Here is a 22,701-nt window from a genome sequence, read left to right as displayed (position 1 = left end):
TTAGTCGGAGCGTAGCGCAGCCTGGTAGCGCATCTGCTTTGGGAGCAGAGGGTCGTGAGTTCGAATCCCACCGCTCCGACCATCCCTATTGAAAACCTGTTGCACGCAAGTGCAGCAGGTTTTTCGTTTGGGCAGTTCCAAAAACGCCAGCTGCGCCCCACCATCAAAGTGGGTCCATGGCGCCATCGCCCAAGCCATTCACCAGATGGCGATCGCCGTCAACATGGCTTGGCGATGCCCTTGCGCAGGGCGGGGAATGTATCCGGCTGGATACATATATTTTCCGAGCCGATGCACGTTGATTTTGCTGCATTCTTCGCTGAAACAGGCTTTGCCTAGCAGAAATTGGGCCTGCTTTTTTGCTGCCAGGAACGCTACAGGTAGCGTACACTCAATCCCATAGACACCATATGTAGTGTCCACCGCTTCCCCCACTGGTTATCCGATGCTGGTCTTCCTCCAGCCACTGCGCGCCTGCGATGCCGGGCGCGTTTTGGCGCAGGATAGCTGCGTCTTGCGCCCGTGGTCCTGCGTTTTTTATCCCATTAGAAACATCGCAAATGAACCAGACAAGCACTATGAGAGTCACCAAGCGTGACGGTCGCGTTGAACCCATCGACCTGGACAAAATCCACCGAGTGATTGACTGGGCGGCCAAAGGCCTGAGCAATGTGTCGGTCTCGCAGATCGAGCTGCAGTCGCATATCCAGTTCTATGACGGCATCCGCACCGATGCGATCCATGAAACCATCATCAAGTCCGCCGCCGACCTGATCTCCGAAGACGCGCCCGACTACCAGTACGTCGCAGCGCGCCTGGCCATCTTCCACCTGCGCAAGATTGCGTTCGGCCAGTTCGAGCCGCCGCATCTGTACGAGCATGTGCAAAAGCTCACCGAGCTCAAGAAGTACGACCCCCATCTGCTGGCCGATTACAGCCGCGAAGAGTACGACGAGATCAATGGTTTCATCGACCACTGGCGCGATATGGACTTCTCCTACGCCGCCGTGAAGCAGCTCGAAGGCAAGTACCTGGTGCAGAACCGGGTGACCAAGCGCATCTACGAAAGCCCGCAGATCCTGTACGTGCTGGTTGCGATGAGCCTGTTTGCCAAGTACCCGGCCGACCGCCGTTTGCAGTACATCAAGCGCTTCTATGATGCCGTCTCGCGCTTCAAGATTTCGCTGCCCACGCCCATCATGTCGGGCGTGCGCACGCCGCTGCGCCAGTTCAGCTCCTGCGTGCTGATCGAGTGCGACGACAGCCTCGACAGCATCAATGCCACCACCAGCGCCATCGTCAAGTACGTGTCGCAGCGCGCCGGTATCGGCATCAACGGTGGCCGCATCCGCGCGCTGGGCAGCGAGATCCGTGGCGGCGAGGCGCAGCACACCGGCTGCCTGCCTTTCTTCAAGATGTTCCAGTCGGCCGTCAAGTCCTGCTCGCAAGGCGGCGTGCGCGGCGGTGCAGCCACCTTGTTCTACCCGCTGTGGCACCTGGAAGCCGAGTCGCTGCTCGTGCTGAAGAACAACCGTGGCGTCGAAGAAAACCGCATCCGCCATCTGGACTACGGTATCCAGATCAACCGCATGCTCTACCAGCGCCTGATCAAGGGCCAGAACATCAGCCTGTTCTCGCCCCATGATGTGCCCGGTCTGTACGAGGCCTTCTTTGCCGACCAGAACAAGTTCGAAGAGCTGTACGTCAAGTACGAGAGCGACGAATCCATCCGCAAGCGCACCTTGCCCGCAGTGGAGCTGTTCTCGCTGATGATGCAAGAGCGTGCCAGCACCGGCCGTATCTACATCCAGAACGTGGACCACTGCAACACGCACAGCCCGTTCAACCCGGCCGTCGCTCCCGTGCGCCAGTCGAACCTGTGCATGGAAATCCTGCTGCCGACCCACCCGCTCGAAGACATCAAGGACGAGAACGGCGAAATCGCGCTGTGCACCCTGTCCGCCTTCAACCTGGGCGCGCTGGAATCGACCGACGAGCTCGAAGAACTGGCCGACCTGATCGTGCGCGCACTCGATGCCCTGCTGGACTACCAGGACTACCCGGTGGCCGCCGCCCGCATTGCGACCGAAAAGCGACGCTCGCTGGGCGTGGGCGTGATCAACTACGCCTACTACCTGGCCAAGAACGGCGTGCGCTACTCCGACGGTTCGGCCAATGGCCTGACCCACCGCACGTTTGAAGCCATCCAGTACTACCTGCTCAAGGCATCGGTGCAGCTGTCGCGCGAATTCGGTCCTTGCACCGCCTTTGCCGAAACCAACTACGCCGCCGGCATCCTGCCGATCGATACCTACAAGAAGGACATCGACGGCCTGACCGACGAGCCCCTGCACCTCGACTGGGAAACCCTGCGCACCGAGATCAAGACCCATGGTCTGCGCAACTCGACCCTGACCGCGCTGATGCCGTCGGAGACCTCCAGCCAGATCGCCAACGCGACCAATGGCATCGAGCCTCCACGGGGCTTTGTGTCGGTCAAGCAGTCCAAGGACGGCATCCTGCGCCAGGTGGTGCCGGAGATCGATCGCTTGAAGGGCCAGTACGAACTGCTCTGGCAAATGCCCAACAACGATGGCTACCTGAAGCTCGTGGGCCTGATGCAGAAGTTTGTCGACCAGTCCATCTCGGCCAACACCAACTACGACCCGCAGCGCTTTGCCGATGGCAAGGTGCCGATGCAGCAACTGCTCAAGGACCTGCTGCAGGCCTACAAGTTGGGTGTCAAGACCCTGTACTACCACAACACCCGTGACGGTGCCGAAGACATGCAGGGCGCGGCTGCAGAAGACGACTGCGCCAGCGGCGCCTGCAAGATCTAAGCGGAGAGAAGGCGATGGCATACAGCACCTTCTCCAAGGTCGACAATGACCAGCTCAAGGAACCGATGTTCTTTGGCAATCCGGTCAACGTCGCCCGCTACGACCAGCAGAAGTACCCGATCTTCGAGAAGCTGATCGAAAAGCAACTCTCGTTTTTCTGGCGCCCTGAAGAAGTGGACATCACGCAGGACCGGATCGACTACCAGAACCTGCCTGACCACGAAAAGCACATCTTCATCAGCAACCTGAAGTACCAGACCCTGTTGGACTCGATCCAGGGGCGCAGCCCCAACATGGCCTTCCTGCCGCTGGTGTCGCTGCCGGAGCTGGAGACCTGGATTGAGACCTGGGCGTTTTCCGAGACCATCCACTCGCGCTCCTACACGCACATCCTGCGCAACATCGTCAACGATCCATCGGTGATCTTTGACGACATCATGCGCAACGAGAGCATCAAGCTGCGCGCGGGCGATATCTCGTCGTACTACGACGACCTGATCCGTGATGCGATGCTGCACGCCCAGTTGGGCCCGGGCAGCCACACGATCAATGGCGTGGTGCACGAGATCGATGTGTACCAGCTCAAGAAGAAGATGTACCTGTGCCTGATGAATGTGAACATTCTGGAGGCCATCCGCTTTTATGTGAGCTTTGCCTGCTCCTTCGCGTTTGCCGAGCGCAAGCTGATGGAAGGCAATGCCAAGATCATCCGCCTGATTGCCCGTGATGAGGCGCTGCACCTGACCGGTACCCAGCACTTGCTCAACATCATGCGCTCGGGCCAGGACGATCCGGACTTTGCCAAGATCGCCAAAGAGACCGAGCAGGAATGCTTTGAGATGTTCAAGACCGCAGCCTTGCAGGAAAAGCAGTGGGCTGAGTACCTGTTCCGCGACGGCTCGATGATCGGCCTGAACAAGGACATTCTGAGCCAGTACGTGGAGTACATCACCAATATCCGCATGTCGGCGATCGGCCTCAAACCCGCGTTCGAGAACGCCAAGAGCAACCCGATCCCCTGGATCAACACCTGGCTGTCGTCCGACACCGTGCAGGTGGCCCCGCAAGAGGTGGAGCTGAGCTCCTACCTGGTGGGCCAGATCAACGCCGAAGTCTCGCTGGATGACCTGAGCGGAATCGAGTTGTGACCACGGTCAGCACCACGGACACCCTCATACGCGTGCTGCCAGGGGAGACCCTGCTCGAGGCGCTGGAGCGCACTGGCCACGATGTGGAATACCAGTGCCGTGGTGGCTATTGCGGCAGCTGCCGCCTCACCTTGGTGGAGGGCGAAGTCGTCTACACCCAGGAGCCGCTGGCCTTTGTCGGGCCCCATGAAGTGGTTCCCTGCTGCTGCGTGGTCAAGACCCCCATCAAGGTGGAGTGCAGCCTGCGGCAGGTGGAAACCAGTGCCGACGACAAGAGCCAGCTGGCTTTGGATCTGTAGGTCTCTGCCGTTCTGTGCGCAGGCCCCATGCTGAGCTTGGGGCCTTTTTTTGCTGCCTGCAATGCACAGCGATGACAGCTTGTTGTCTCAGCAATGCCTGCCGCCAGCACATTCCCCTGCTGCTCTGGCGAACTTTACACAAGCAGGGGCCTGGGGGCTGGACGGCCGCTTGACTGCCCCTGCGCCCCCGGATGGGTACAGGCCGCCACCGCTTGGTGCAGCAGCGCGCAGGCCTGGTGCATGGGCAGTCAAAAACCAGGCATGCATGCACTGTGGCTGTGCAGGGCCACCGGGTTAGCGCGTAATGGTTTTTACCCGCGAAGCCTGGCTTGTGCCCGCCCTCGAATTTCTTGTTTGCGCCGACTGTGCGATCGCTTGATCATCGCTGCCAGATCAGAGCTTCTGATCCACACAGCTTGCATGATTCGGAGATACCAGATGGCAACAAGCCAAGTCATACGCGCCGGGGCAGATATCGGCGGCACTTTCACAGACATCGCACTGGAGGTCGATGGCGTCCTGTTCAGCGAGAAGGTCCTGACGGACTATGAAAAACCTGAGCGCGCCATCGTCACCGGCCTCAAACAGGCGGCAGCCCAGGCCGGGATCGCGCCATCGCAGATCGGCACGGTGATCCACGGCACCACCTTGGCCACCAATTCGCTGATCGAGCGGCGCGGTGCCAGGACCGCCTTCATCACCAGCGAAGGTTTTCGCGATGTGATCGAGATGCGCAACGAAGGCCGCTTTGAGCAGTATGACCTGGCCATCCAGCTGCCCGCACCGCTGATCGCCCGCAACCACCGCTATACCGTGCAAGGCCGGCTCGATGCCAAGGGCCAGGAGCTGCAGCCGCTCGATGAGGCACAGGTGCAGGATGTGATTGCGCAGCTGCGCCGGGGTGAGTACGAAAGCGTGGCCGTGGGCCTGATGCACAGCTACAAGAACCCGGCCCATGAAAAGCGGGTGCGCGCGCTGATTGCCCAGGCGCTGCCCCAGCTGTCGGTGTCCATCTCCAGCGAGGTCTCGCCGCAGATCCGAGAGTTCGAGCGCTTCAACACCGTCTGCGCCAATGCCTATGTGAAGCCGCTGATGTCCTCCTACCTGCAGCGCCTGGCCCAGGCCTTGGTGGCAGAGGGCATGCACTGTCCGCTCTACCTGATCCACTCGGGCGGCGGGCTGATGTCGCTGGCCAATGCGGCCGAGTTCCCGGTGCGACTGCTCGAATCCGGGCCGGCCGGCGGCGCCATCTATGCCAGCGATTTTGCGGCCAAGTACGGCCAGGACAAGGTCGTCTCCTTCGACATGGGCGGCACCACCGCCAAGATCTGCCTCATCGACCAGCATGTGCCCAAGACGGCGCGGGTGTTTGAAGTGGCGCGCAGCTACCGCTTCAAAAAGGGCAGCGGCATGCCGATCTCCATCCCCGTCATCGAGATGATCGAGATTGGTGCGGGTGGTGGCTCCATCGCCCATGTGGACGATATGCGCCAGGTGCGCGTGGGGCCGGAGAGCGCGGGCTCCGAGCCCGGACCGGCCAGCTACGGCCGCGGCGGTGCCCGCCCCACGGTGACCGATGCCGATCTGCTGCTGCACAAGCTGGACCCGGCCCGCTTTGCCGGTGGCAGCATGCGGCTGGATATGCCCGCTGCCGAAAAAGCCATGGCCGCCCATGTGGGCGAGGCCCAGGGCCTGGATGCCGTGCGCGCCGCCTATGCGGTGGCCGAAGTGGTGGACGAGAACATGGCCAATGCCGCGCGCATGCATGCGGTGGAATCCGGCCAGGACCTGGAGGCCTACACGATGATCGCCTACGGCGGCGCGGCGCCGCTGCATGCCGTGCGCCTGTGTGAAAAGCTCGGCATTCAGCGCCTGCTGATCCCCACCGGCGCCGGCGTGGGCTCGGCCATCGGCTTCTTGCGTGCGCCCTTTGCCTATGAGTCGCTGCGCAGCTCGGTGGTGCGCATGAGCCAGTTCGATGGCGAGGCCGTCAACCAGATGCTGCGCGAGATGGAGGTGGAGGTGAGCGCCTTTTTGCACGACACCGGCTATGGCGGCGAGACCGTCAAGGAGCTGCGCGCCTTCATGCGCTACTGCGGCCAGGGCTGGGAGATTCCGGTCTCGGTGCCCGTGCAGCACTTTGGGCCGGACAGCGTGCCTGCCCTCAACGCGGCCTTTGTGCAGAACTATGTGGCCTTGTTCGGCCATGCGATCGACGGCCTCGACATTGAGGTGGTGAGCTGGGCACTGTCCTTGCGTTCCAAGACCTTGCCCCCGGCCCAGGCTGCGTTGCAGCAGGGCGGCACGCCGCAAAAGGGGGCCGGCACGGTGCTGGACCGCCGCGAGGTGTTCGACGGCAAGCAAGGCCAGTTCTATGCCTGCGATATCTATGAGCGCCTGGGCCTGCCCCGGGGCCAGGCTGTTCCCGGCCCGGTGGTGATCGTGGAAAAGGAAACCTCGACCTATGTCAGCCCCGGCTTCAAGGTTGTGCTGCAGTCAGACGACTGCATGCTGGTGGAACGCATCGACAGCGGAGTGTGATCATGGCAAACAATACAGACGTTCATTACCAAATCATGTGGAACCGCCTCATCTCGGTGGTGGAAGAGCAGGCAGTCACGTTGATTCGCACCGCCTTTTGCACCAGCGTGCGGGAGGCGGGCGACTTGTCGGCCGGCGTGTTTGACAGGCAGGGCCGCATGATGGCCCAGGCCGTGACCGGCACCCCTGGGCATGTGAACTCGATGGCCGAGTCGGTCGCACATTTTGCGAAGCGCTTTGAGCGCAGCACGCTCCAGGAGGGCGATGTGCTGGTCACCAACGACCCCTGGCTGGGTACCGGCCACCTGCACGACATCACCGTCGTCACGCCGGTCTTTTATGGCCCTGACGGCCACAGCGAACACATCGGCTACTTTGCCGCCACCGCCCACGTGGTGGACATCGGCGGGCGCGGCTTTGGCCCGGACGGCAGCGATGTCTACGAAGAGGGCCTGTGCATTCCGCCGATGAAGTTCTTCCGTGCCGGCGCGCTCAACGAAGACCTGGTCGAGATCCTGCGCAACAACGTGCGTGAGCGCGACCAGGTGATTGGCGACTTCCACTCGCTGGCTGTCTGCAATGCCACCGGCATGCGCCGCCTCAAGGGCATGCTGGCCGAGTTTGAACTGCGCGACCTGGAAGACCTGGCCCGCTTCATCTTTGACAACAGCCAGCGCGCCACCCGCGAGCGCATCGCCGCCTTGCCCGATGGTACCCAGCGCTATGCGATGACCGTCGATGGCTATGAAAAGCCCATCGAGCTGGTGGTGGCCGTGGAGATTGCGGCCGACAAGCTGCGCGCCGACTTCGCCGGCACCTCGGACCCCAGCCGCTACGGCATCAATGTGCCGCTGACCTACACCAAGGCCTATGCCTCCTATGCGCTCAAATGCGCAATTGCGCCGGAGATCCCCAACAACTGGGGCTCGCTGGAGCCCTTCGAGATCAGCGCGCCGGAGGACTGCATCCTCAACGCCCACCGCCCGCGCCCGGTGTCCGTGCGCCATGTGATCGGCCACCTGATCCCCGATGTGGTGCTGGGCGCGCTGCAGCCCATTTGCCAGGGCGAGATCCCGGCCGAAGGGGCCAGCTCGCTGTGGAACCTGCAGATGCGCTTCAAGGGCATCACGCCGGCCACCCGCAACCAGCAGCACGAGATCCTGATGTTCAATACCGGTGGCACCGGTGCGCGCCCGTCCAGCGATGGCCTGAGCGCCACCGCCTTCCCCAGCGGCGTGCAGGCCATGTCGGTCGAGGTGACCGAGAGCATAGGCCCCATCATCATCTGGCGCAAGGAGCTGCGCCCGAACTCGGGCGGTGCCGGCCGCTGGCGGGGTGGTCTGGGCCAGCGCATCGAGGTGGGCTCGGCCGAGGGCTTCGAGTTCGACCTGAACGCCATGTTTGACCGCGTGCATTTTGCGGCCCGGGGCCACAACGGCGGCCAAAGCGGCGCGCTGGGCCAGGTCGCGCTCGATGACGGCACCGCCTTGCGCGGCAAGGGCAAGCAGCAGATCCCGGCGGGGCGCCGTCTGATTCTGGACCTGCCCGGTGGCGGCGGCAACGGCGATGCGGCCCAGCGTCCGGCAGCGCTGGTGCAGCGTGATGTGGCCTATGGCTACATCAGCGCCGAGCAAGCCCAGGCCGATTACGCCCATGCGGCACCACGGACCCCGGCCTGATCGCCTGAAGCTGGCCAGCGGCGCTGCCGCTGGCCCTTCCAGCGCGCTGGCCCGCTTTTCTTTTTCTCCCACAGCAGGACACCAAGGACTCCCGATGCGCACACAAAATCCCACGGCAAATGGATTTGCCGCCCCCAGTGCCAGCCTTTCGGACTGGCCGTCCCCCTCATCAACGGTCGCGCCGCGCACGGTGCAGTCCAAGGAGCTCAACCGCGTCGTGCTGGCCTCGGTGGTCGGCAGCTTTGTCGAATGGTTCGAGTTTTCCGTCTACGGCTACCTGGCTGCGGTGCTGGGCAAGGTCTTCTTTGCCACCAGCTCGCCCACGATGCAGGTCACCGCGTCCTGGGCGGCCTTTGCCATTGCTTTTTTTGCCCGGCCCATCGGCGGCATCGTCTTTGGCTCGCTGGGCGACAAGTACGGCCGAAAGCGCGTGCTGACCATCACCATCATCATGATGGCCATCTCCACCTTCCTGATCGGCGTGCTGCCGGGCTATGCCAGCATCGGCATCGCCGCACCGTTGCTGCTGATCGTGCTGCGCCTGATGCAGGGCCTGTCCGCCGGGGGCGAGGCCAGTGGCGCCGCCATCTTTGTGGCCGAATACTGCCGGGACCGCAACCGCACCTTGCTCACCAGCTGGGTGGAGGTTGGGTGCATGGCCGGCTTCTTCTTTGGTGCCTCGGTGTCCGCGATCCTGACCGTGTTTTTCAGTGCCGACCAGATTCTGGACTGGGCCTGGCGCATTCCCTTTCTGATTGCACTGCCGCTGGGCGCCATTGGCCTCTACATCCGCAAGTACCTCGAAGAGACCCCCACCTTTGTCGCAATGAAGCAGCAGCATGACGCACTGGCCCAGGCGAGCTGGAAGGTGCTGTTCGCCACCCACAAGAAGGAGCTGTTCCAGTCGGCCGGCATCATCATCGTGACCAATGTCACCTTGTTCACCGTCGTCACCTACATCCCGACCTACTTTGTCAGCGCGCTGCATGTGGATGTGGCCACCGGCCTCAAGCTGTCCCTGGGCCCACAGCTCTTTCTGGTGGTGATGATCCCCCTGATGGGCATGCTGGCCGACAAGCTCAGCCGCAAGACCATGATGACCGCCGCCAGCCTGGCCATCGCGGTGCTGGCCGTGCCTTGTTTCCACCTGCTGCTCGAAGGCAGCACCGCCGCCAAGGTCTCGTCCTTGATGGTGCTGAACTTCTGCCTGGCCATGCTGTTGGGCAGCATCTACTCGATCATCCCGTCGATGTTCCACACCAGCGTGCGCTTTAAGGGCATGGCGCTGAGCTACAACGTGGCGGTGGCCATGTTCGCCGGCACCGCGCCGATGATCAACTCCTGGCTGGTCGCCCGTACCGGCAACCCCGTCGTGCCTGCCTACTACCTGATCGGCGCGGCCATCATCGGCCTCATCGCCCTGGTCAGCAGCCGGGACCGCACCGGTCTGCCGATGCACGGCGATCCGGTGCAGTAAGCCAAGCAATGCCAAGCGGGGCCAGGCGCAAGCAAGAAGAGCGCGGTCCGGTGGTCTGTCCCGCAGCGGCTCAGGCAGCCTTGCGGGAGATCCCGGTCGCCATCCGCATCAGGCTGTCAAAGGCCCGGTCAGAGAGCCAGCGGCGCATGAAGATCATGGGCTTGGCGCCGAACCCGACGGCATAGCGTGTCTTGGGCCGGCGCACAGTCACGGCCTTGGCGATCGTATCCGCGATCAACTGCGGCGGCGATTGGCGCTTGCGGCTGGCCTCGCCCACCATCGATTCGGCCATTGCCCTGGCCTGGCAGGCATAGGCGCCTTGGCCCGAGGTTGCGCGCAAGTGGTCAGCAGCAATACGGGCCCACTCGGTCTTGATGCCACCGGGCTCGATCACCACCACATCGATACCAAAGGGTGCCACTTCCAGCCGCAGGCAGTCGCTGATGGCCTCCAGCGCAAACTTGGTTCCGTGGTACCAAGCCCCCAGTGGGGTATGGATCTTCCCGCCCATCGATGTGATGTTGACGATACTGCCTGCGCGCTGCTTGCGCATATGCGGCAGCGCCAACTGCGTGAGGCGCGCGGCGCCAAAGACATTCACGTCAAATTGTTGGCGGGCCTCGTCGATGGACACATCCTCGACAGCGCCATAGGCGCCGTAGCCGGCATTGTTGACCAGCACGTCGATGCGACCTGACCGGGCGATGATCTCCTGGATACCGGCCCGCATGGAGTCGTCGTCGGTGACATCCATCGCCACCACATGGACGCCTGCCGCAACCAGGGACTGCATGCGGTTGAGCCGGCGGGCTGCCGCGTATACCGTGTAGCCAAGGGCATGGAGCTTCAGCGCGGTGGCTTCGCCGATGCCGGAAGACGCGCCTGTGACGAGAGCAACTGGAGGGGTCATGTCGGAGATCCTTGGATCAATGGGTTGGATGGCAACGCGGCCCGGATGGGGCTCGCGTTCTGTACTTCCCACTGTAGGCCGCAAGAGGCGCCAGCACACCAGCAAGTCACGCCAGACCTGCTGCAAACCGCGCCAATCTCTGTGCTTATCCACCCAGTGACCGCGCTGCAGACATTCCCCCAGGACCTTGCTTGCGTAGGGTGACGGCGGACGCCAGCATGCGCTTCGTCGTCAGCTCAGGCCTGCGCGGCGCCCATGCGGGCCAGCACGTCGGAGGGGAGGACGACCACGCCCTTTGCAGTGGGCACCGTGCGTACCAGTGCTTGCGCGACGGCCTGGGCATGCACGGGCTTGTAGGCCCCGGGCAGGATGGGGGCGAGCAGCTTGGCGACGGGAATGGCGATCAGCTCGCCAATGCGGGTGGGCTGACCCAGCCCATCCCGGTGATCCAGCAGCAGCGAAGGTTGCGCGATCACCAGTGCCTCAAAAGGCATCGCTTTCAGCGCATCCTCCAGTTCCCCTTTGACCCGGGTGTAGAACATGGCCGAATGCGCGTTTGCCGATCCGGCGCTAACCAGGCCGATGCGCCGCGCACCTGCCGCGAAGGCTGCCTGCGCGACGGCCAAGTTGGCATCCAGGTCGACGGCCCGGAAGGCTTGCTTGCTACCTGCCACCTTGATCGTCGTGCCCAGGGCCAGGTAGAGCTCATGGACTGGCGGGAGTGCCGGCAGTTGGCGGAAATCCACGGTATGGATCTGCAGCTTGGGATGGCGTAGGGCCAGCGGCCGCCGGACCAGGGCATGGACCTCGGCAACATTCGGGTCGGCCAAGAGCGCATGCAGCAACTGGCCACCGACGAGGCCTGTAGCGCCAGCCAGCAGCACTTTGCGGGGCGGATGGGGTGATGTCATGGCGTCATTTTCCTCTTTGAACAGGTTCTTAGTGCAGGCGCATGGCGCTGCGGGCCGCATCGGGGGTCTGGCCTGTCCATTCCAGGAAGGCGCGGTAGAAGGAATTGGGATCTTCAAAGCCCAGCAGGAAGGCGATTTCGCTGCCGCTCATCGTGGTGCTGCCGAGGTAGTGGCGGGCCAGGCTCTCCCGGGTGCTGTTGACGAGGGCGCGGAAGTTCTCTCCCTCGGCCTCCAGCCGGCGCTGCAGCGTGCGTTTGCTCATCCCCAAGCGCTCGGCGGCTGTGTCGATGCTGGCCGTCTTGCTGGGAAGCAGTTCCAGCAAGACAGCACGCACCCGTTCGCCCGTGCTGGCCGCCGCATCCAGCTCGCTCAGCCGGCGGCGCAGCTCAGGCTCGAACACGCGCCACATGCCCTCGTTCAAGGTCAAAAAGGGGCGCAGCGCATCGGCAGCAGTGAAGCAGATACAGGGCGCATCCCCCTGTTGCACAGCGACACCGAAAAAGCGTTCGTAGTGCCTTGCACTGCTGCTGGCCGGAAGTTGCGGCAGTTCCACCCGCAGTGCCTTGATTGGCGCGCGTGTCGCCATCCGCGCAAGGCGCAGGAAAAACGCCACTTCGGCGACCTGTAGCGACCAGGGCACCTCCGTCTGAACCGACAGCCAGCGCGGCGACACGCTGAGCGCCCCGGCGCCGTTCACCTGCAGCTCCAGCCCCATGGGCGCCACAAGCTGCTTGTACCTGGCCAGGCGTTGCGCTGCCTGCATCAGATTGGCGCTGCACAGCGCGGCGAACAGGGGGGGATCGAACACCTCGGCCGATACCTTGTCGACCAGGTGCAGCGGAAACAGCGGATCTCCCGCTTCCTGCTCCAGAGCGCGCCAGAAGCGGAAATACGCTTCTGTGTCCAGACCGCGTTCTGCGTGGGAAAACAGGTCTTCCGGCAGCGCCGCTTTGCACAGCACATGCTCGGGCCTGATGCCAAAGTCTGTCAGCAGCGTGCGCCAGCCCATGTTCAAGGAAAAGGTCAGCTTGCGTGCCATGCGAATGCCCCCTGGAAACAATGATGACCAGACGCAGGTCTGGTACCGAACAAGCTTAGCGCCAAAAGGCCGTTGGCAACATGCAAGATGCGCCACCTTGACGGCAGTGGGTGCCGATCCAGATAGCACCGGACGTGTGCGGAGTAGGGGCCTTACTGCGAGGACTGGTCGCGTTCGAACAGGCGCTGCGATGGCTTGGTGCTTGCTGACCGCCACCTATAATCATCGGCAGCCCGGGCCTTCGTCCTCCGTGCCCGGCGCCCCTCCATGAAATACAAGCTACCGCCCCTGCAGCCGCTGCGCGTGTTCGAGTCCGTCTTCCGCCATGGTTCCATCCGCAAGGCAGCCGACGAACTGTGCCTGACCCCGCAGGCCGCCAGCCAGCAGCTCAAGCAGCTGGAGAGTGCCCTGGACATGCAGCTGTTCGAGCGCGGCACCCGTGGCCTGCTCGCCAGTGAGGAGGCGCAGACGCTGTACCACTATGTGGAGCAGGGGCTGGATGCGCTGAGCCAGGGGATGGAGGCGGTGCGCGCCCACCACAACGACGCACAGTTCCATATCCAGGTCAGCCCCTACTTTGCGACCCAGTACCTGATCCGCTCGCTGCCGTCGTTCACCAAGGATTACCCGGCACTGGATCTGCGCATCTCCATTGGCGTGGAGCTGCCTTCGTTTGACAGCAGTGATCTGGATGCTGCGATCGTCTGGGGCTATGGCGGTGTGGACCACCTCGATGAAACCCCGCTGCTCGAAGACCTCAAGGTCATCGTTGCCGCACCCCAGCTGCTGGCCGAGCAACCGGTGGAGACCGCGCAGGACCTGCCGCACCACCGGCTCATCTCGCCGCTCAGCCACAACACCTTGTGGCAGGACATCTATGCCATGCTGGGCCTGGATCCGGGCGACAAGCATGCCAGCCCGATGCTGCTGCACACACACGATGCGATGCTGCAGGCCGTCCTCAGCGGGCAGGGGGTGGGGCTGCTGTCCTATGTGGATGCGCTCAGCTACATCCACAGCGGCAAGCTGCTCGCGCCCTTTGGCCCGGAGCTGCTGCGCCAACTGCCGATGGATAGAACGCCCAAATTCCACCTCTACACGCGCCGGGGCGGGGGGGAGCGGCCGATCCAGACCAGCTTTCGGCAATGGCTGCTGGGCCAGTTGAGCAGCACCGACTTCATCGGCTACGCGTCGCGCCTGCCGCAGAGCCGATCACGCCCCCCAGCCAGCGCTGTATCGCCGGGCTGACACAGCCTGCCGTCGAACGGCGCACCAATGGCTCGCGGCTGGTACACTGGCTGCGCTTTGAAAAAAGCCTATCTACAGGTGCTTGTCATGCACAAGTGAAACGGGAACAAGGTCGGGAGGAAGCTCCCCCAAGCCTTGGCTGCCCCCGCAACGGTAGACAGGAAAAGTAGCCGATGCGGCCCGCTCCCACGCGGGCCCAGTCACTGGGGTCGAGAGTGTGTCCATGCCTGCAAGGCCATGAGACACGCCCGCCCTGGGAAGACCGGTTACCGGGTCGGCGCCTGCGCCGTACCGCCTGTAAGCCCGGAGACCGGCCTGTTCGTAGTCGTAGCGTGTTCCGGACCTCTCTGTCCGGACAGCGCTCTCTCAACTGTCTGCGGGGTGTGGACGGCGGTTCGGCATGCGGCCCCGTCCCTGGGGTGACCGCGTGCAGTGCGGCCCTCACATCAGGCAGTTTTCGCCTTTTGTTGAAATGACTGCAGTTCCTTTTCCGAAAAACCGGCTCCTGGCAGCCGGACGGCTCTCTTCCTCGTTGCGTCTGGTGGGTCACTCCTGTGTCCTGTGTTTGCCTGCCCTGGGCATGGCGGTGGCCCATGCGCAAGAGACATCGCTGTCCGAAGTGGTGGTGACCGACAAGCGCAGCGAGCCCCATGCGCTCCAGCTGCCTTCCACCTCGGCCAGCAAGCTGGCCATTCCGCTGCAGGACCTGCCGGCCAGCGTCAGCTCGGTATCGGCTGTGCAGATCCAGGAGCGCGCCGACTACGAGGTGGTGGACGCCGTGGGCCGCAGCGTGGGCCTGAGCACGACCGGCACCCCTGGCAACGGCGGACTGTCGTTTTCCAGCCGGGGCTTTAATGGCGTCAACTCGGTGGGCGTGGCCGAAGACGGTCTGGCCTTGGGCGTGGCCGCAGGCACCGTGGCCTATCCCAATTCCAGCTGGGGCTATGAGCGCTTTGATGTGCTGCGCGGTCCGGCATCGCTGATGTACGGCAGCGGCACGATGGGCGCCACCGTGAATGCGGTGCGCAAGGAGCCCAGCCGCACCACCTCGTCCGAAGTCTTGCTGGGCGCTGGCTCCCATGGCACGGCGCGTGCGGGCCTGGGCACCACCGGCGCACTGAGCGACAGCCTGAGCTACCGCCTGGATGTCTACGGTGATCGCACGGACGGCGAGCGCCAGCTGGGCAACAGCGACAGCAAGAAGCTGATGAGCGCCATCCGCTGGCAGGCCAACAGTGACCTGCGCCTGGATCTGACGGCCGATGTCAGCGACCAGCGGCCCGAGCGCTACTTTGGTACCCCCGTCGTTGATGGCAAGCCGGTGGCGGCACTGCGCGACCGCAATTTCAACGTTCTCGACAGCGACATCCACTACAAGGACCAGCGCTACAAGCTCAAGGCCGAGTGGAACGTGAGCGACGCGCTGGTGCTGCGCAACGAGACCTACCACATGAAGGCCGACCGCCACTGGAAGAACATCGAAGGCTACGACTACGATGCCGGCACCCGCACGGTCCACCGCTACGATTACCTGGAGATCGGCCACGATCTGGAGCAAAGCGGCAACCGCCTGGGCGCCGTATTCAAGCCCGGCCAGCACGAGATTGCGATGGGCTGGGACGTGTCGCAGGCCAAGTTCACCGCCCTCAACAACTCCCCATATACCGGCGAGTCCGATGTGCCGCTGACCGGTGGCACCAGTGGCTACTGGAACAGCCCGGACCCCTACAAGGCGCGCATGACCTCGCGCATCCGCCAGAACGCCTTCTACCTCGAAGACGCCTGGAGGCTGGGCGCGCAGTGGCTGCTGATGGCCGGCGTGCGCCGCGACCTGTATGACTTTGACCGCATGGACCTGCTCAGCCCGGCCCGTTTTGACAAGACCTTGGGCGGCACCTCCTGGCGCCTGGGACTGACCCACAAGCTGGACCAGAACACCAGCGTCTATGCCCAGGTCAGCACCGGCCATGACCCGGTTACCAGCCTGCTGTCGCTGAGCCAGTCGCAAACCGGCTTCACCCTGAGCAAGGGCCGCCAGGTGGAGGTAGGCATCAAGCAGCAACTGCCCAATGACCAGGGCGAGTGGACCCTGGCGGTCTTCGACATCCGCAAGAAGGACATCATCACCCGCGATCCGGACCGCCCAGCGCTGTCGATCCAGGGCGGCAAGCAGTCGTCCAAGGGTATCGAGCTGGCAGGTAGCTGGCGGGCGACCCAGTCCTGGCGCTTTGAGGGCAACCTGGCCTATGTGGATGCTGAGTTTGACGAGCTGCGCGAAGGCGCCACCGCCATTGACCGCGCCGGCAACCAGCCCGCCAATGTGCCGCGCTACACGGCCAATGCCTGGGCGCACTACCAGACGGGCGATTGGCGGGCATCGCTGGGTCTGCGCTATGTTGCCAGCCGCTACACCAGCAATGCCAATACCGCGCAGCTGTCCGCCTACACCGTGGCCGATGCGGTACTGGGCTGGAACCTGAACCGCAGCACCAGCTTGAACCTCGTTGGCCGCAACCTGACCAACAAGCGCTATGCTGCATCGTCCTACGGCTCGCAATGGCTGATGGGCAATGGCCGCAGCTTTGAGCTGATGGCCCATCTGCGTTTCTGAGCAAGGCACAGGCATGACAGCAAGCACCTCCCGGCACATTCTGCGCGCGCTGGCGGCAGCGGCCGCCTTGGTGCAGGCCGGCTGTGACCAGCCAGCCGGCCCGCAGCCGCCCAGCCGCCCCACCCAGGCAGCCGCGGTCCCCATCGCGAGCGCGGCGGCTGCCGCGCATGCAGGCTTGCGGGCTGCGCCGCTGGTGATCGAGGTCTGCGGCCAGCCCCAGCGCTATGACCGGGTACCGCAGCGCGCCATCACGCACGATGTGAACATCACCGAGATGTTCCTGTTTCTGGGCCTGGGGTCCCAGCTGGTCGGTTACACGGGAATACCGTCGCGCAAGGAGATCAGCCCCGAGCTGGTGGACCAGTTCGCCCGGGTGCCCAAGCTCTCGTCGCAGGACATGAACCTGGAGACCATGCTGGAAGCACGCGCCGACTTTGTATTTGGCGGCTGGAGCTATGGGTTCCGCCCCGGCGGGGTCACGCCCGAGCTGCTGGCAAAGCACGGCATCGCATCCTATGTGCTGTCCGAGTCCTGCGTCCGCATCCACAAGCGTGAGCGTGTGGCGCTGGCCGACACCTTGGCGGACCTGCGCAATGTGTCACGCATCTTCGGTATCGAAACCCAGGCGCAGCCGCAAATTGCCAAGCTGCAGGCCTCGATCGACCAGCTGGCCACGCAGATGCAGGGACATACGCAGCAACCGCGTGTCTTTGTGTTCGACAGCGGCGAGAAGATACCGACGACGGTCGGCGGCTTCGGCATGCCCCAGGCCATGCTGGATGCCGCAGGTGGCAGCAACATCTTTGCCGACATCCCCAGCAACTGGCCCCGAGGCAATTGGGAGGATGTGATCACGCGCGACCCGGAGTGGATCATCATCATCGACTACGGCCAGCCCAGCGCACAGGGCAAGATCGATTTTCTGCGTTCCAAGCCGGAGCTGGCGGGGGTGTCGGCCATTCGCGAGCAGCGCTTTTTCGTCATCAGCTATGCCGAGGCCACGCCAGGGCCACGCAACGTGAACGTGGCACAGCGCCTGGCTGCCGCCTTGCACCCGGACCGCCGCATCACGGTGGACCCGGTTCCCTGGCTGCCTGCGGCGGAGTCCAAGCAGTGAGCCATGCGCCGGGCTGTGACGGCCAGCATGAACGCCAGCGGCGCAAGCCCTGGTCCTTGGCGCTGTGCCTGTTGCTGCTGCTGGTCTTGCTGCTGGCCAGCGGCCTGGCCGCCATCACCTGGGGCTCGGCATCGCTGCATGCCTCCACCGTGTGGTCGGTCGTCAGCCAGCAGCTGCTGGGCGGCGGCTGGCAGCCCGATGCAGGGCAGGGCAGCATCAGCCAGCAGCACTACCAAATTGTCTGGATGGTGCGCATGCCCCGGGTGCTGCTGGCGGCGCTGGTGGGCGCCGGCCTGGCCGTGGTCGGCGTGGTGATGCAGGCGATGGTGCGCAACCCGCTGGCCGATCCCTACATGCTCGGTGTGTCCTCCGGCGCGTCAGTGGGGGCGGTGTCGGTGCTGGCCTATGGCAGTTTGGCGATGGCAGGTATCTATGCCATGACCACAGGCGCCTTTGTTGGCGCGTTGCTGGCCACTGCGCTGGTCTATGCGCTGGCCCAGCAGCAAGGGCGTCTGCACGCCACCCGGCTGATCCTGAGCGGCGTGGCCATTGGCTACATGCTGATGGGTGTGACCAGCCTGATCACCTTGACCGCCGGCCAGCGCGAGCTGGCCAATGCCTTGCTGACCTGGACCTTGGGCAGCCTGGCAGCGACGCAGTGGAGCGCCCTGGGCCTGCCCGCTGCCGTGCTGGGCCTGGGCCTGCTGTGGCTGCTGCTCTGCGCCCGCCAGCTCAATGCCTTGCTGATAGGTGACGAGGGCGCCGCCACCCTGGGGCTGAACACTGCCAGCCTGCGCCTGCAATTGTTTGTGGTGGTGTCCTTGCTGACGGGCACCATGGTGGCGGTCAGCGGTGCCATCGGTTTTGTCGGCCTGGTCATTCCCCATATCACCCGCATGCTGGTGGGCAGTGACCACCGCCGCGTGCTGCCGGTCAGTGCCTTGATGGGCGCGAGCTTTTTGGTGCTGGTCGATCTGGCCGCCCGCACCTGGTTTGCGCCCAGTGAGCTGCCGGTGGGCGTCATCACGTCGCTCATTGGCGGGCCTTTCTTTATCTGGATGCTGTGGCGCCGCACCAGTGCCATTCCGGGAGGCAGCGCATGATGCTGAGCGCCAAGCAACTGTCATGGAGCGCCGGCCATGGCAGCCAGGCCACACCGATCGTGCGCCAGGCCAGCCTGCAGGTGGCGCGCGGCGAATGTGTCGGTCTGGTGGGTCCCAATGGCTGCGGCAAATCGACCTTGATGCGCATGCTCTACCGTGTGCTGCAGCCCGAGGCCGGTGGCCAGATACAGCTGCAGGGCCGCGACATCTGGCAGATGAGCGCGCGGCAGTTTGCGCAGCAGGCGGCGGTGCTGGGCCAGGATACGGGCCTGGGCTTTGACTGCACGGTGCAGGAGTTGGTAATGATGGGCCGCTTTCCGCACCAGTCGCGCTGGGCGCGCGACAGTGCCGAGGACAAGGCCATCGTCAACGCCTGTCTGGCGCAGGTGCGGGCCAGCCGCCTGGCCGACCATCCGCTGTCGTCGCTCTCCGGCGGTGAGCGCCAAAGGGTGCTGCTCGCCCGTGCGCTGGCCCAGCAGCCGCAGCTGCTGTTTCTGGACGAGCCTACCAACCACCTGGACATCCAGTTCCAGCTGGAGCTGCTCAGCCTGGTGCGCGCCTCGGGCTGCACCGTGCTGATCGTCGTGCATGACCTGAACCTGGCTGCGCAGTTCTGTGACCGTATCTACGTGATGCAAGCCGGCGTGATCGAGGCCGAGGGCAGGCCCGAGCAGGTGCTGACCTCGCAAACCATTGCGCGCGTGTTCCAGGTCGAGGCGCTGGTGGACCGCCATCCGCGCCTGGACAAGGCCCGTGTGAGTTACTGGATGGACAGACCCGATGGCTAAAAAACCCGATGCCTTGTTGCTGCTGGGCCGGGGTGGCCTGGGGTCGGCAGCCAAAAACGAGTTGCAGACTTTGCTGCAGGCCTGCCAGCAGGCGGATCCGGGCCTGCCGGTGCAGCTGGCCTTTGTGGACCGCAACCTGCCGGCGCTGCCCCAGGCGCTGGACAGTCTGCGCGCCACGCTTGCGCCTGCCGGTGGGGCGCAGCAGACGATTGTCATCCAGCCCACAATGGTGCCTGACGAGCCGGCACTGCGGCGCTGGCTGCAAAAGGTGGCCAGGAGCTGGCTGGCCAGCCAGCCCGATCATGCCCGGCCCCGGCTGGTATTTGCGCAGCCCCTGCTGCAGTGGGATGGCCTGGTGCCTGCCTTGCTGAACCACCTGGCGCTGGCAACGTCGCGGCCCGATGTGGTGACCGAGGAGGGCGAAGAGGGCTGGCAAACCGATCCGGTGGCCTGGAGCACGGTGCCCGCCCACCAGCGCCATGTGCTGTGGTGCATGGGGCCGCGCTGCGTGGCCAAAGGTGCCGCCGCGCTTTGGCCCCGGCTCAGCCAGGCGGTGCAGGCCAGTGCGCCCCTCAAACAGCAGTTGCAGCTGCTGCAGACCAGCTGCCAGTACCCCTGCAACCAGGGGCCGCTGATGATCGTCTATCCCGAGGGCGTCTGGTACGGCCATCTGGATGAAGACAGCCTGGTGCCGGTGCTCAAGAGCCACATCGAAGGCAGCGAGGCCTGCGCAGCCCACCGGGTGCATACGCTCCAGGCACCTCCGCCCTGCAGCAATGCGGACGAATGAGCGCAGTGCGCTATTTACATTGCAGCAGCGGATCGGCCGCAAAAATCTCCACCACCCAATCGACAAAGGCCCGCACCTTGGCACTCAGATGGGAGTTGGGCGGGTACACCACATAAACCGGCAGCAAAGGCTGGGTCCATTCCGGCAGGATCTGCACCAGCTGACCGCTTTGGAGGTAATCGCGCGCCTGGTAGCTGGTGATCTGGCCCACACCCTGGCCGCTGAGCAGGCAGGTCGTGTAGGCATTGGCTTCGTTGACGGCTAACGTCGAGGGGTTGGCAATCTCGATGCTCTCGCTGTTGTGCTGAAACTCCAGCGGATAGCGGCGCTGGGTGACCGGCGAGAAGTAAATCACACTGTTGTGGCCGTTTTCCAGGTCGCGCGGATGCTGCGGCGTGCCCTGGCGCTGCAAATAGGCGGGCGAGGCCACCGTCAAAAATTCCACGTTCCCGACACGGCGCGCGACCAGTGACTGGTCGCGCAGCTCGCCGCCGCGCACCACGCAATCGACATTATCCGCAATCAGGTCCACGGTGCGGTCGGTCACGCCCAGGTCGATCTGGATGTCCGGGTAGCGCGCCTGAAAGGTCGCCAGCTGTGGAATCACCAGAAGCCGGGCGATCGACGTGCCTACATCCACACGCAGACGCCCGCGCGGGGTCGCACGCACCTGGCTCATGCTGGCTTCGAGTTCATCGAAGTCGCTCAGCAGCCGCACGGCGCGGTCGTAGTAGGCGGCGCCATCGGTGGTCACCGTCACGCGGCGGGTCGTGCGGTTGAGCAGTTTGACCCGCAGCCGGTCTTCCAGCGCCTGCACATGCTTGGTCACACTGGCCTTGGGCAGCTGCAGCGAGGTGGCCGCGAGCGTGAAGGTGCCCGACTCCACGACCCGCGCAAACACCCGCATTGCCTGTATCTGATCCATCTGCCTCTCCTTGCACTGGCGCGCACGCGCGCGCTAACAGTAGGTGGATTCTCACACGCGAAAGATGGCGCTATTGTTCCTGATTTGGAAATAGTGCGGCCATAATTTGCCGATTGATCAGTTGCAGCATCGCAACTACATTTACCCATGCCTACTCATCAACAGGCTCACTTATGTCTGACACCACCGTAAAAAACAGCGTATTGGCTCCCGACTTCATCGACACCGTCGCTCCGACGGCGTCGGGCGAGTCGGTGGCCGTGCGCCTGTACGGTAGCAAAGGCAAGTCCGGCGAGCCTTCGCCCTTGGTGCTGCATTTTCATGGCGGCGCTTTTGTCGAAGGTGATCTGGACAGTGGCTGCACCGTTGCGGGTCTGCTGGCAACAGCAGGGGCCCGTGTGGTGTCGGTGGCATACCCGCTCTCGCCTGAGCATCCATTTCCGCGTCCATTGGAGATCGGTTATGAAATGCTTCAGTGGAGCTACAAACATCGCACACGCCTTGCCGGCAAAGGTGCGCCGATGTATGTGGCTGGCGAGGAGGCGGGTGCCAACCTGGCCGCCGGCGTGTGTCTGATGGCGCGTGATCAACGCCATCCACCGCTGGCGGGGCAGATCCTGCTCTCACCCATGCTCAATCCCTGTGCCGGCACGGCGTCGCTTCGCGCTGCCAATGGCGATGCAACGGAATGCAAATGGGCCGAGGGCTGGAGCAAGTTCCTGGGCTGCGCCTATGGCGGCATCCATCCCTACGCCGTGCCAGCAATGGCGCAGCGCCTGGCTGGGCTACCCGCTACGCTCATCATGGTGGGCGATAAGGATCCGATGCACGACGAGGCACTGGCCTATGCCAGCCGCCTGCAGGCAGCGGGTCATCTGGTGCAGCAGCATGTATTCAAGGTCGCGCAACAGTGGCCCGATGCATTGCTTGAGCCCCGTGCTCCCGAGCCCTGTCCCTGTGCCGGGGCCGTGCTGGAACAACTGGCACTTTTCTTCGAGACATCCCGATGTCGGGCGCAAGCCTGATCCCCTGAACGAAGCGCAAGGCTTGAGCGGCGCCTCCCTCCGGTAAAGCCCGGGGAGCGGCGGCGGGCAGCTGCGCCTTCACCACCCTTAGAAACGCTTTCTCGCAACGCATTGCCGTGTGGAGATTTTGCGAAACCCTCGCCCAGTGGGATGGACGTGGATCGGGATGAGCCGCAAGGCGTCTTTTGCAGTCGAGCCGTAGTTATTGATAAGGAAGACAACGCAGCGGATCGCCCGAGACCGCGTTCAG

General features: G+C 64.0%; 18 protein-coding genes, 1 tRNA gene and 1 riboswitch. Of the genes, 15 read left to right on the top strand and 4 right to left on the bottom strand.

Features of this window, described 5'->3' with window-relative positions; all coding sequences use genetic code 11:
• Positions 1-5 precede the first annotated feature (5 nt).
• The 8 genes from ACHWUQ_RS06550 (at position 6) to ACHWUQ_RS06515 (ending at position 9,984) form a co-directional block, all read left to right on the top strand.
• Positions 6-82, top strand: a tRNA-Pro gene (locus ACHWUQ_RS06550).
• Positions 55-339: a hypothetical protein gene (locus tag ACHWUQ_RS06545; protein WP_394680659.1), complete on the top strand. Its 285-nt coding sequence runs from the start codon at positions 55-57 to the stop codon at positions 337-339. Before ACHWUQ_RS06550 ends, ACHWUQ_RS06545 begins: the two co-directional genes overlap by 28 nt.
• Positions 340-578: 239 nt before the next feature.
• Positions 579-2,840: a class 1a ribonucleoside-diphosphate reductase subunit alpha gene (nrdA, locus tag ACHWUQ_RS06540; RefSeq protein ID WP_373448923.1), complete on the top strand. Its 2,262-nt coding sequence runs from the start codon at positions 579-581 to the stop codon at positions 2,838-2,840.
• Between the two features lie 14 nt (positions 2,841-2,854).
• Complete coding sequence (nrdB, locus tag ACHWUQ_RS06535) at positions 2,855-3,988, top strand: class Ia ribonucleoside-diphosphate reductase subunit beta (RefSeq protein WP_239811988.1); 1,134 nt, start codon at positions 2,855-2,857, stop codon at positions 3,986-3,988.
• Entirely contained in the window at positions 3,985-4,287 is a 303-nt protein-coding gene (gene yfaE, locus ACHWUQ_RS06530; RefSeq protein ID WP_312462592.1) for a class I ribonucleotide reductase maintenance protein YfaE, read from the top strand. The genes nrdB and yfaE overlap by 4 nt, the downstream gene beginning before the upstream one ends.
• 438 nt (positions 4,288-4,725) lie before the next feature.
• Positions 4,726-6,828 (top strand): hydantoinase/oxoprolinase family protein, encoded by a 2,103-nt coding sequence (locus ACHWUQ_RS06525; RefSeq protein ID WP_394680658.1) that lies wholly within the window; start codon positions 4,726-4,728, stop codon positions 6,826-6,828.
• A 2-nt stretch (positions 6,829-6,830) separates the two neighbouring features.
• On the top strand, positions 6,831-8,507 hold the full coding sequence (locus ACHWUQ_RS06520; RefSeq protein ID WP_394680657.1) for a hydantoinase B/oxoprolinase family protein: 1,677 nt from the start codon (positions 6,831-6,833) through the stop codon (positions 8,505-8,507).
• A gap of 94 nt (positions 8,508-8,601) precedes the next feature.
• The gene (locus tag ACHWUQ_RS06515) at positions 8,602-9,984 is read left to right on the top strand and encodes an MFS transporter (RefSeq protein ID WP_394680656.1); all 1,383 of its coding nucleotides are present in this window, start codon (positions 8,602-8,604) and stop codon (positions 9,982-9,984) included.
• A 70-nt stretch (positions 9,985-10,054) separates the two neighbouring features.
• Here ACHWUQ_RS06515 and ACHWUQ_RS06510 read toward each other — a convergent pair whose 3' ends face one another.
• From ACHWUQ_RS06510 to ACHWUQ_RS06500, 3 genes are all read right to left on the bottom strand, one after another.
• Positions 10,055-10,894, bottom strand: coding sequence for an oxidoreductase (locus tag ACHWUQ_RS06510; protein ID WP_394680655.1), 840 nt, complete (start codon positions 10,892-10,894; stop codon positions 10,055-10,057).
• 236 nt (positions 10,895-11,130) lie between these two features.
• Entirely contained in the window at positions 11,131-11,805 is a 675-nt protein-coding gene (locus ACHWUQ_RS06505) for a nucleoside-diphosphate sugar epimerase (RefSeq protein WP_394680654.1), read from the bottom strand.
• A gap of 28 nt (positions 11,806-11,833) precedes the next feature.
• The gene (locus ACHWUQ_RS06500) at positions 11,834-12,844 is read right to left on the bottom strand and encodes an AraC family transcriptional regulator ligand-binding domain-containing protein (protein WP_394680653.1); all 1,011 of its coding nucleotides are present in this window, start codon (positions 12,842-12,844) and stop codon (positions 11,834-11,836) included.
• Positions 12,845-13,111: 267 nt separating this feature from the next.
• On the opposite strand from ACHWUQ_RS06500, the gene ACHWUQ_RS06495 reads away from it, so the two are divergent.
• The 6 genes from ACHWUQ_RS06495 (at position 13,112) to ACHWUQ_RS06470 (ending at position 20,501) form a co-directional block, all read left to right on the top strand.
• On the top strand, positions 13,112-14,092 hold the full coding sequence (locus ACHWUQ_RS06495) for a LysR substrate-binding domain-containing protein (protein WP_394680652.1): 981 nt from the start codon (positions 13,112-13,114) through the stop codon (positions 14,090-14,092).
• A gap of 59 nt (positions 14,093-14,151) precedes the next feature.
• Positions 14,152-14,426: riboswitch (cobalamin riboswitch) on the top strand.
• Positions 14,427-14,657: 231 nt separating this feature from the next.
• A complete protein-coding gene (locus tag ACHWUQ_RS06490) occupies positions 14,658-16,703 on the top strand; it encodes a TonB-dependent receptor (RefSeq protein ID WP_394680651.1) in 2,046 nt (681 codons plus the stop codon).
• 13 nt (positions 16,704-16,716) lie between these two features.
• Positions 16,717-17,820 carry an ABC transporter substrate-binding protein gene (locus tag ACHWUQ_RS06485; RefSeq protein WP_394680650.1) on the top strand — a complete coding sequence of 368 codons (1,104 nt, stop codon included), beginning with the start codon at positions 16,717-16,719 and terminating at the stop codon, positions 17,818-17,820.
• A 56-nt stretch (positions 17,821-17,876) separates the two neighbouring features.
• Positions 17,877-18,923, top strand: a complete 1,047-nt coding sequence (locus ACHWUQ_RS06480) for a FecCD family ABC transporter permease (RefSeq protein WP_394680660.1) — start codon at positions 17,877-17,879, stop codon at positions 18,921-18,923.
• Positions 18,920-19,711, top strand: coding sequence for an ABC transporter ATP-binding protein (locus tag ACHWUQ_RS06475; protein ID WP_312409126.1), 792 nt, complete (start codon positions 18,920-18,922; stop codon positions 19,709-19,711). Before ACHWUQ_RS06480 ends, ACHWUQ_RS06475 begins: the two co-directional genes overlap by 4 nt.
• The gene (locus ACHWUQ_RS06470; RefSeq protein ID WP_394680649.1) at positions 19,704-20,501 is read left to right on the top strand and encodes a (2Fe-2S) ferredoxin domain-containing protein; all 798 of its coding nucleotides are present in this window, start codon (positions 19,704-19,706) and stop codon (positions 20,499-20,501) included. The genes ACHWUQ_RS06475 and ACHWUQ_RS06470 overlap by 8 nt, the downstream gene beginning before the upstream one ends.
• Positions 20,502-20,511: 10 nt before the next feature.
• On the opposite strand, the gene ACHWUQ_RS06465 is transcribed toward ACHWUQ_RS06470, so the two are convergent.
• Positions 20,512-21,426 carry a LysR family transcriptional regulator gene (locus ACHWUQ_RS06465; protein ID WP_312462577.1) on the bottom strand — a complete coding sequence of 305 codons (915 nt, stop codon included), beginning with the start codon at positions 21,424-21,426 and terminating at the stop codon, positions 20,512-20,514.
• A 173-nt stretch (positions 21,427-21,599) separates the two neighbouring features.
• Here ACHWUQ_RS06465 and ACHWUQ_RS06460 point away from each other — a divergent pair, with 173 nt between their 5' ends.
• A complete protein-coding gene (locus ACHWUQ_RS06460) occupies positions 21,600-22,451 on the top strand; it encodes an alpha/beta hydrolase (RefSeq protein WP_239811999.1) in 852 nt (283 codons plus the stop codon).
• Positions 22,452-22,701: the final 250 nt, after the last annotated feature.

The organism is uncultured Comamonas sp. (assembly GCF_964277875.1).
Classification (GTDB): Bacteria; Pseudomonadota; Gammaproteobacteria; order Burkholderiales; family Burkholderiaceae_C; genus Comamonas; species Comamonas sediminis.
The sequence above is the reverse complement of the archived record's forward strand: the minus strand, read 5'-3'. Positions and strand labels throughout refer to the sequence as shown.

Bases quoted from the DNA above. Each gene is read 5' to 3' on its own strand.
- ACHWUQ_RS06500 (WP_394680653.1), bottom strand. From the start codon at position 12,844: ATGGCACGCAAGCTGACCTTTTCCTTGAACATGGGCTGGCGCACGCTG.
- nrdB (WP_239811988.1), top strand. From the start codon at position 2,855: ATGGCATACAGCACCTTCTCCAAGGTCGACAATGACCAGCTCAAGGAA.
- ACHWUQ_RS06525 (WP_394680658.1), top strand. From the start codon at position 4,726: ATGGCAACAAGCCAAGTCATACGCGCCGGGGCAGATATCGGCGGCACT.
- ACHWUQ_RS06485 (WP_394680650.1), top strand. From the start codon at position 16,717: ATGACAGCAAGCACCTCCCGGCACATTCTGCGCGCGCTGGCGGCAGCG.
- ACHWUQ_RS06515 (WP_394680656.1), top strand. From the start codon at position 8,602: ATGCGCACACAAAATCCCACGGCAAATGGATTTGCCGCCCCCAGTGCC.
- ACHWUQ_RS06510 (WP_394680655.1), bottom strand. From the start codon at position 10,894: ATGACCCCTCCAGTTGCTCTCGTCACAGGCGCGTCTTCCGGCATCGGC.
- ACHWUQ_RS06465 (WP_312462577.1), bottom strand. From the start codon at position 21,426: ATGGATCAGATACAGGCAATGCGGGTGTTTGCGCGGGTCGTGGAGTCG.
- ACHWUQ_RS06505 (WP_394680654.1), bottom strand. From the start codon at position 11,805: ATGACATCACCCCATCCGCCCCGCAAAGTGCTGCTGGCTGGCGCTACA.
- ACHWUQ_RS06475 (WP_312409126.1), top strand. From the start codon at position 18,920: ATGATGCTGAGCGCCAAGCAACTGTCATGGAGCGCCGGCCATGGCAGC.
- ACHWUQ_RS06470 (WP_394680649.1), top strand. From the start codon at position 19,704: ATGGCTAAAAAACCCGATGCCTTGTTGCTGCTGGGCCGGGGTGGCCTG.
- ACHWUQ_RS06520 (WP_394680657.1), top strand. From the start codon at position 6,831: ATGGCAAACAATACAGACGTTCATTACCAAATCATGTGGAACCGCCTC.
- ACHWUQ_RS06460 (WP_239811999.1), top strand. From the start codon at position 21,600: ATGTCTGACACCACCGTAAAAAACAGCGTATTGGCTCCCGACTTCATC.
- ACHWUQ_RS06495 (WP_394680652.1), top strand. From the start codon at position 13,112: ATGAAATACAAGCTACCGCCCCTGCAGCCGCTGCGCGTGTTCGAGTCC.
- nrdA (WP_373448923.1), top strand. From the start codon at position 579: ATGAGAGTCACCAAGCGTGACGGTCGCGTTGAACCCATCGACCTGGAC.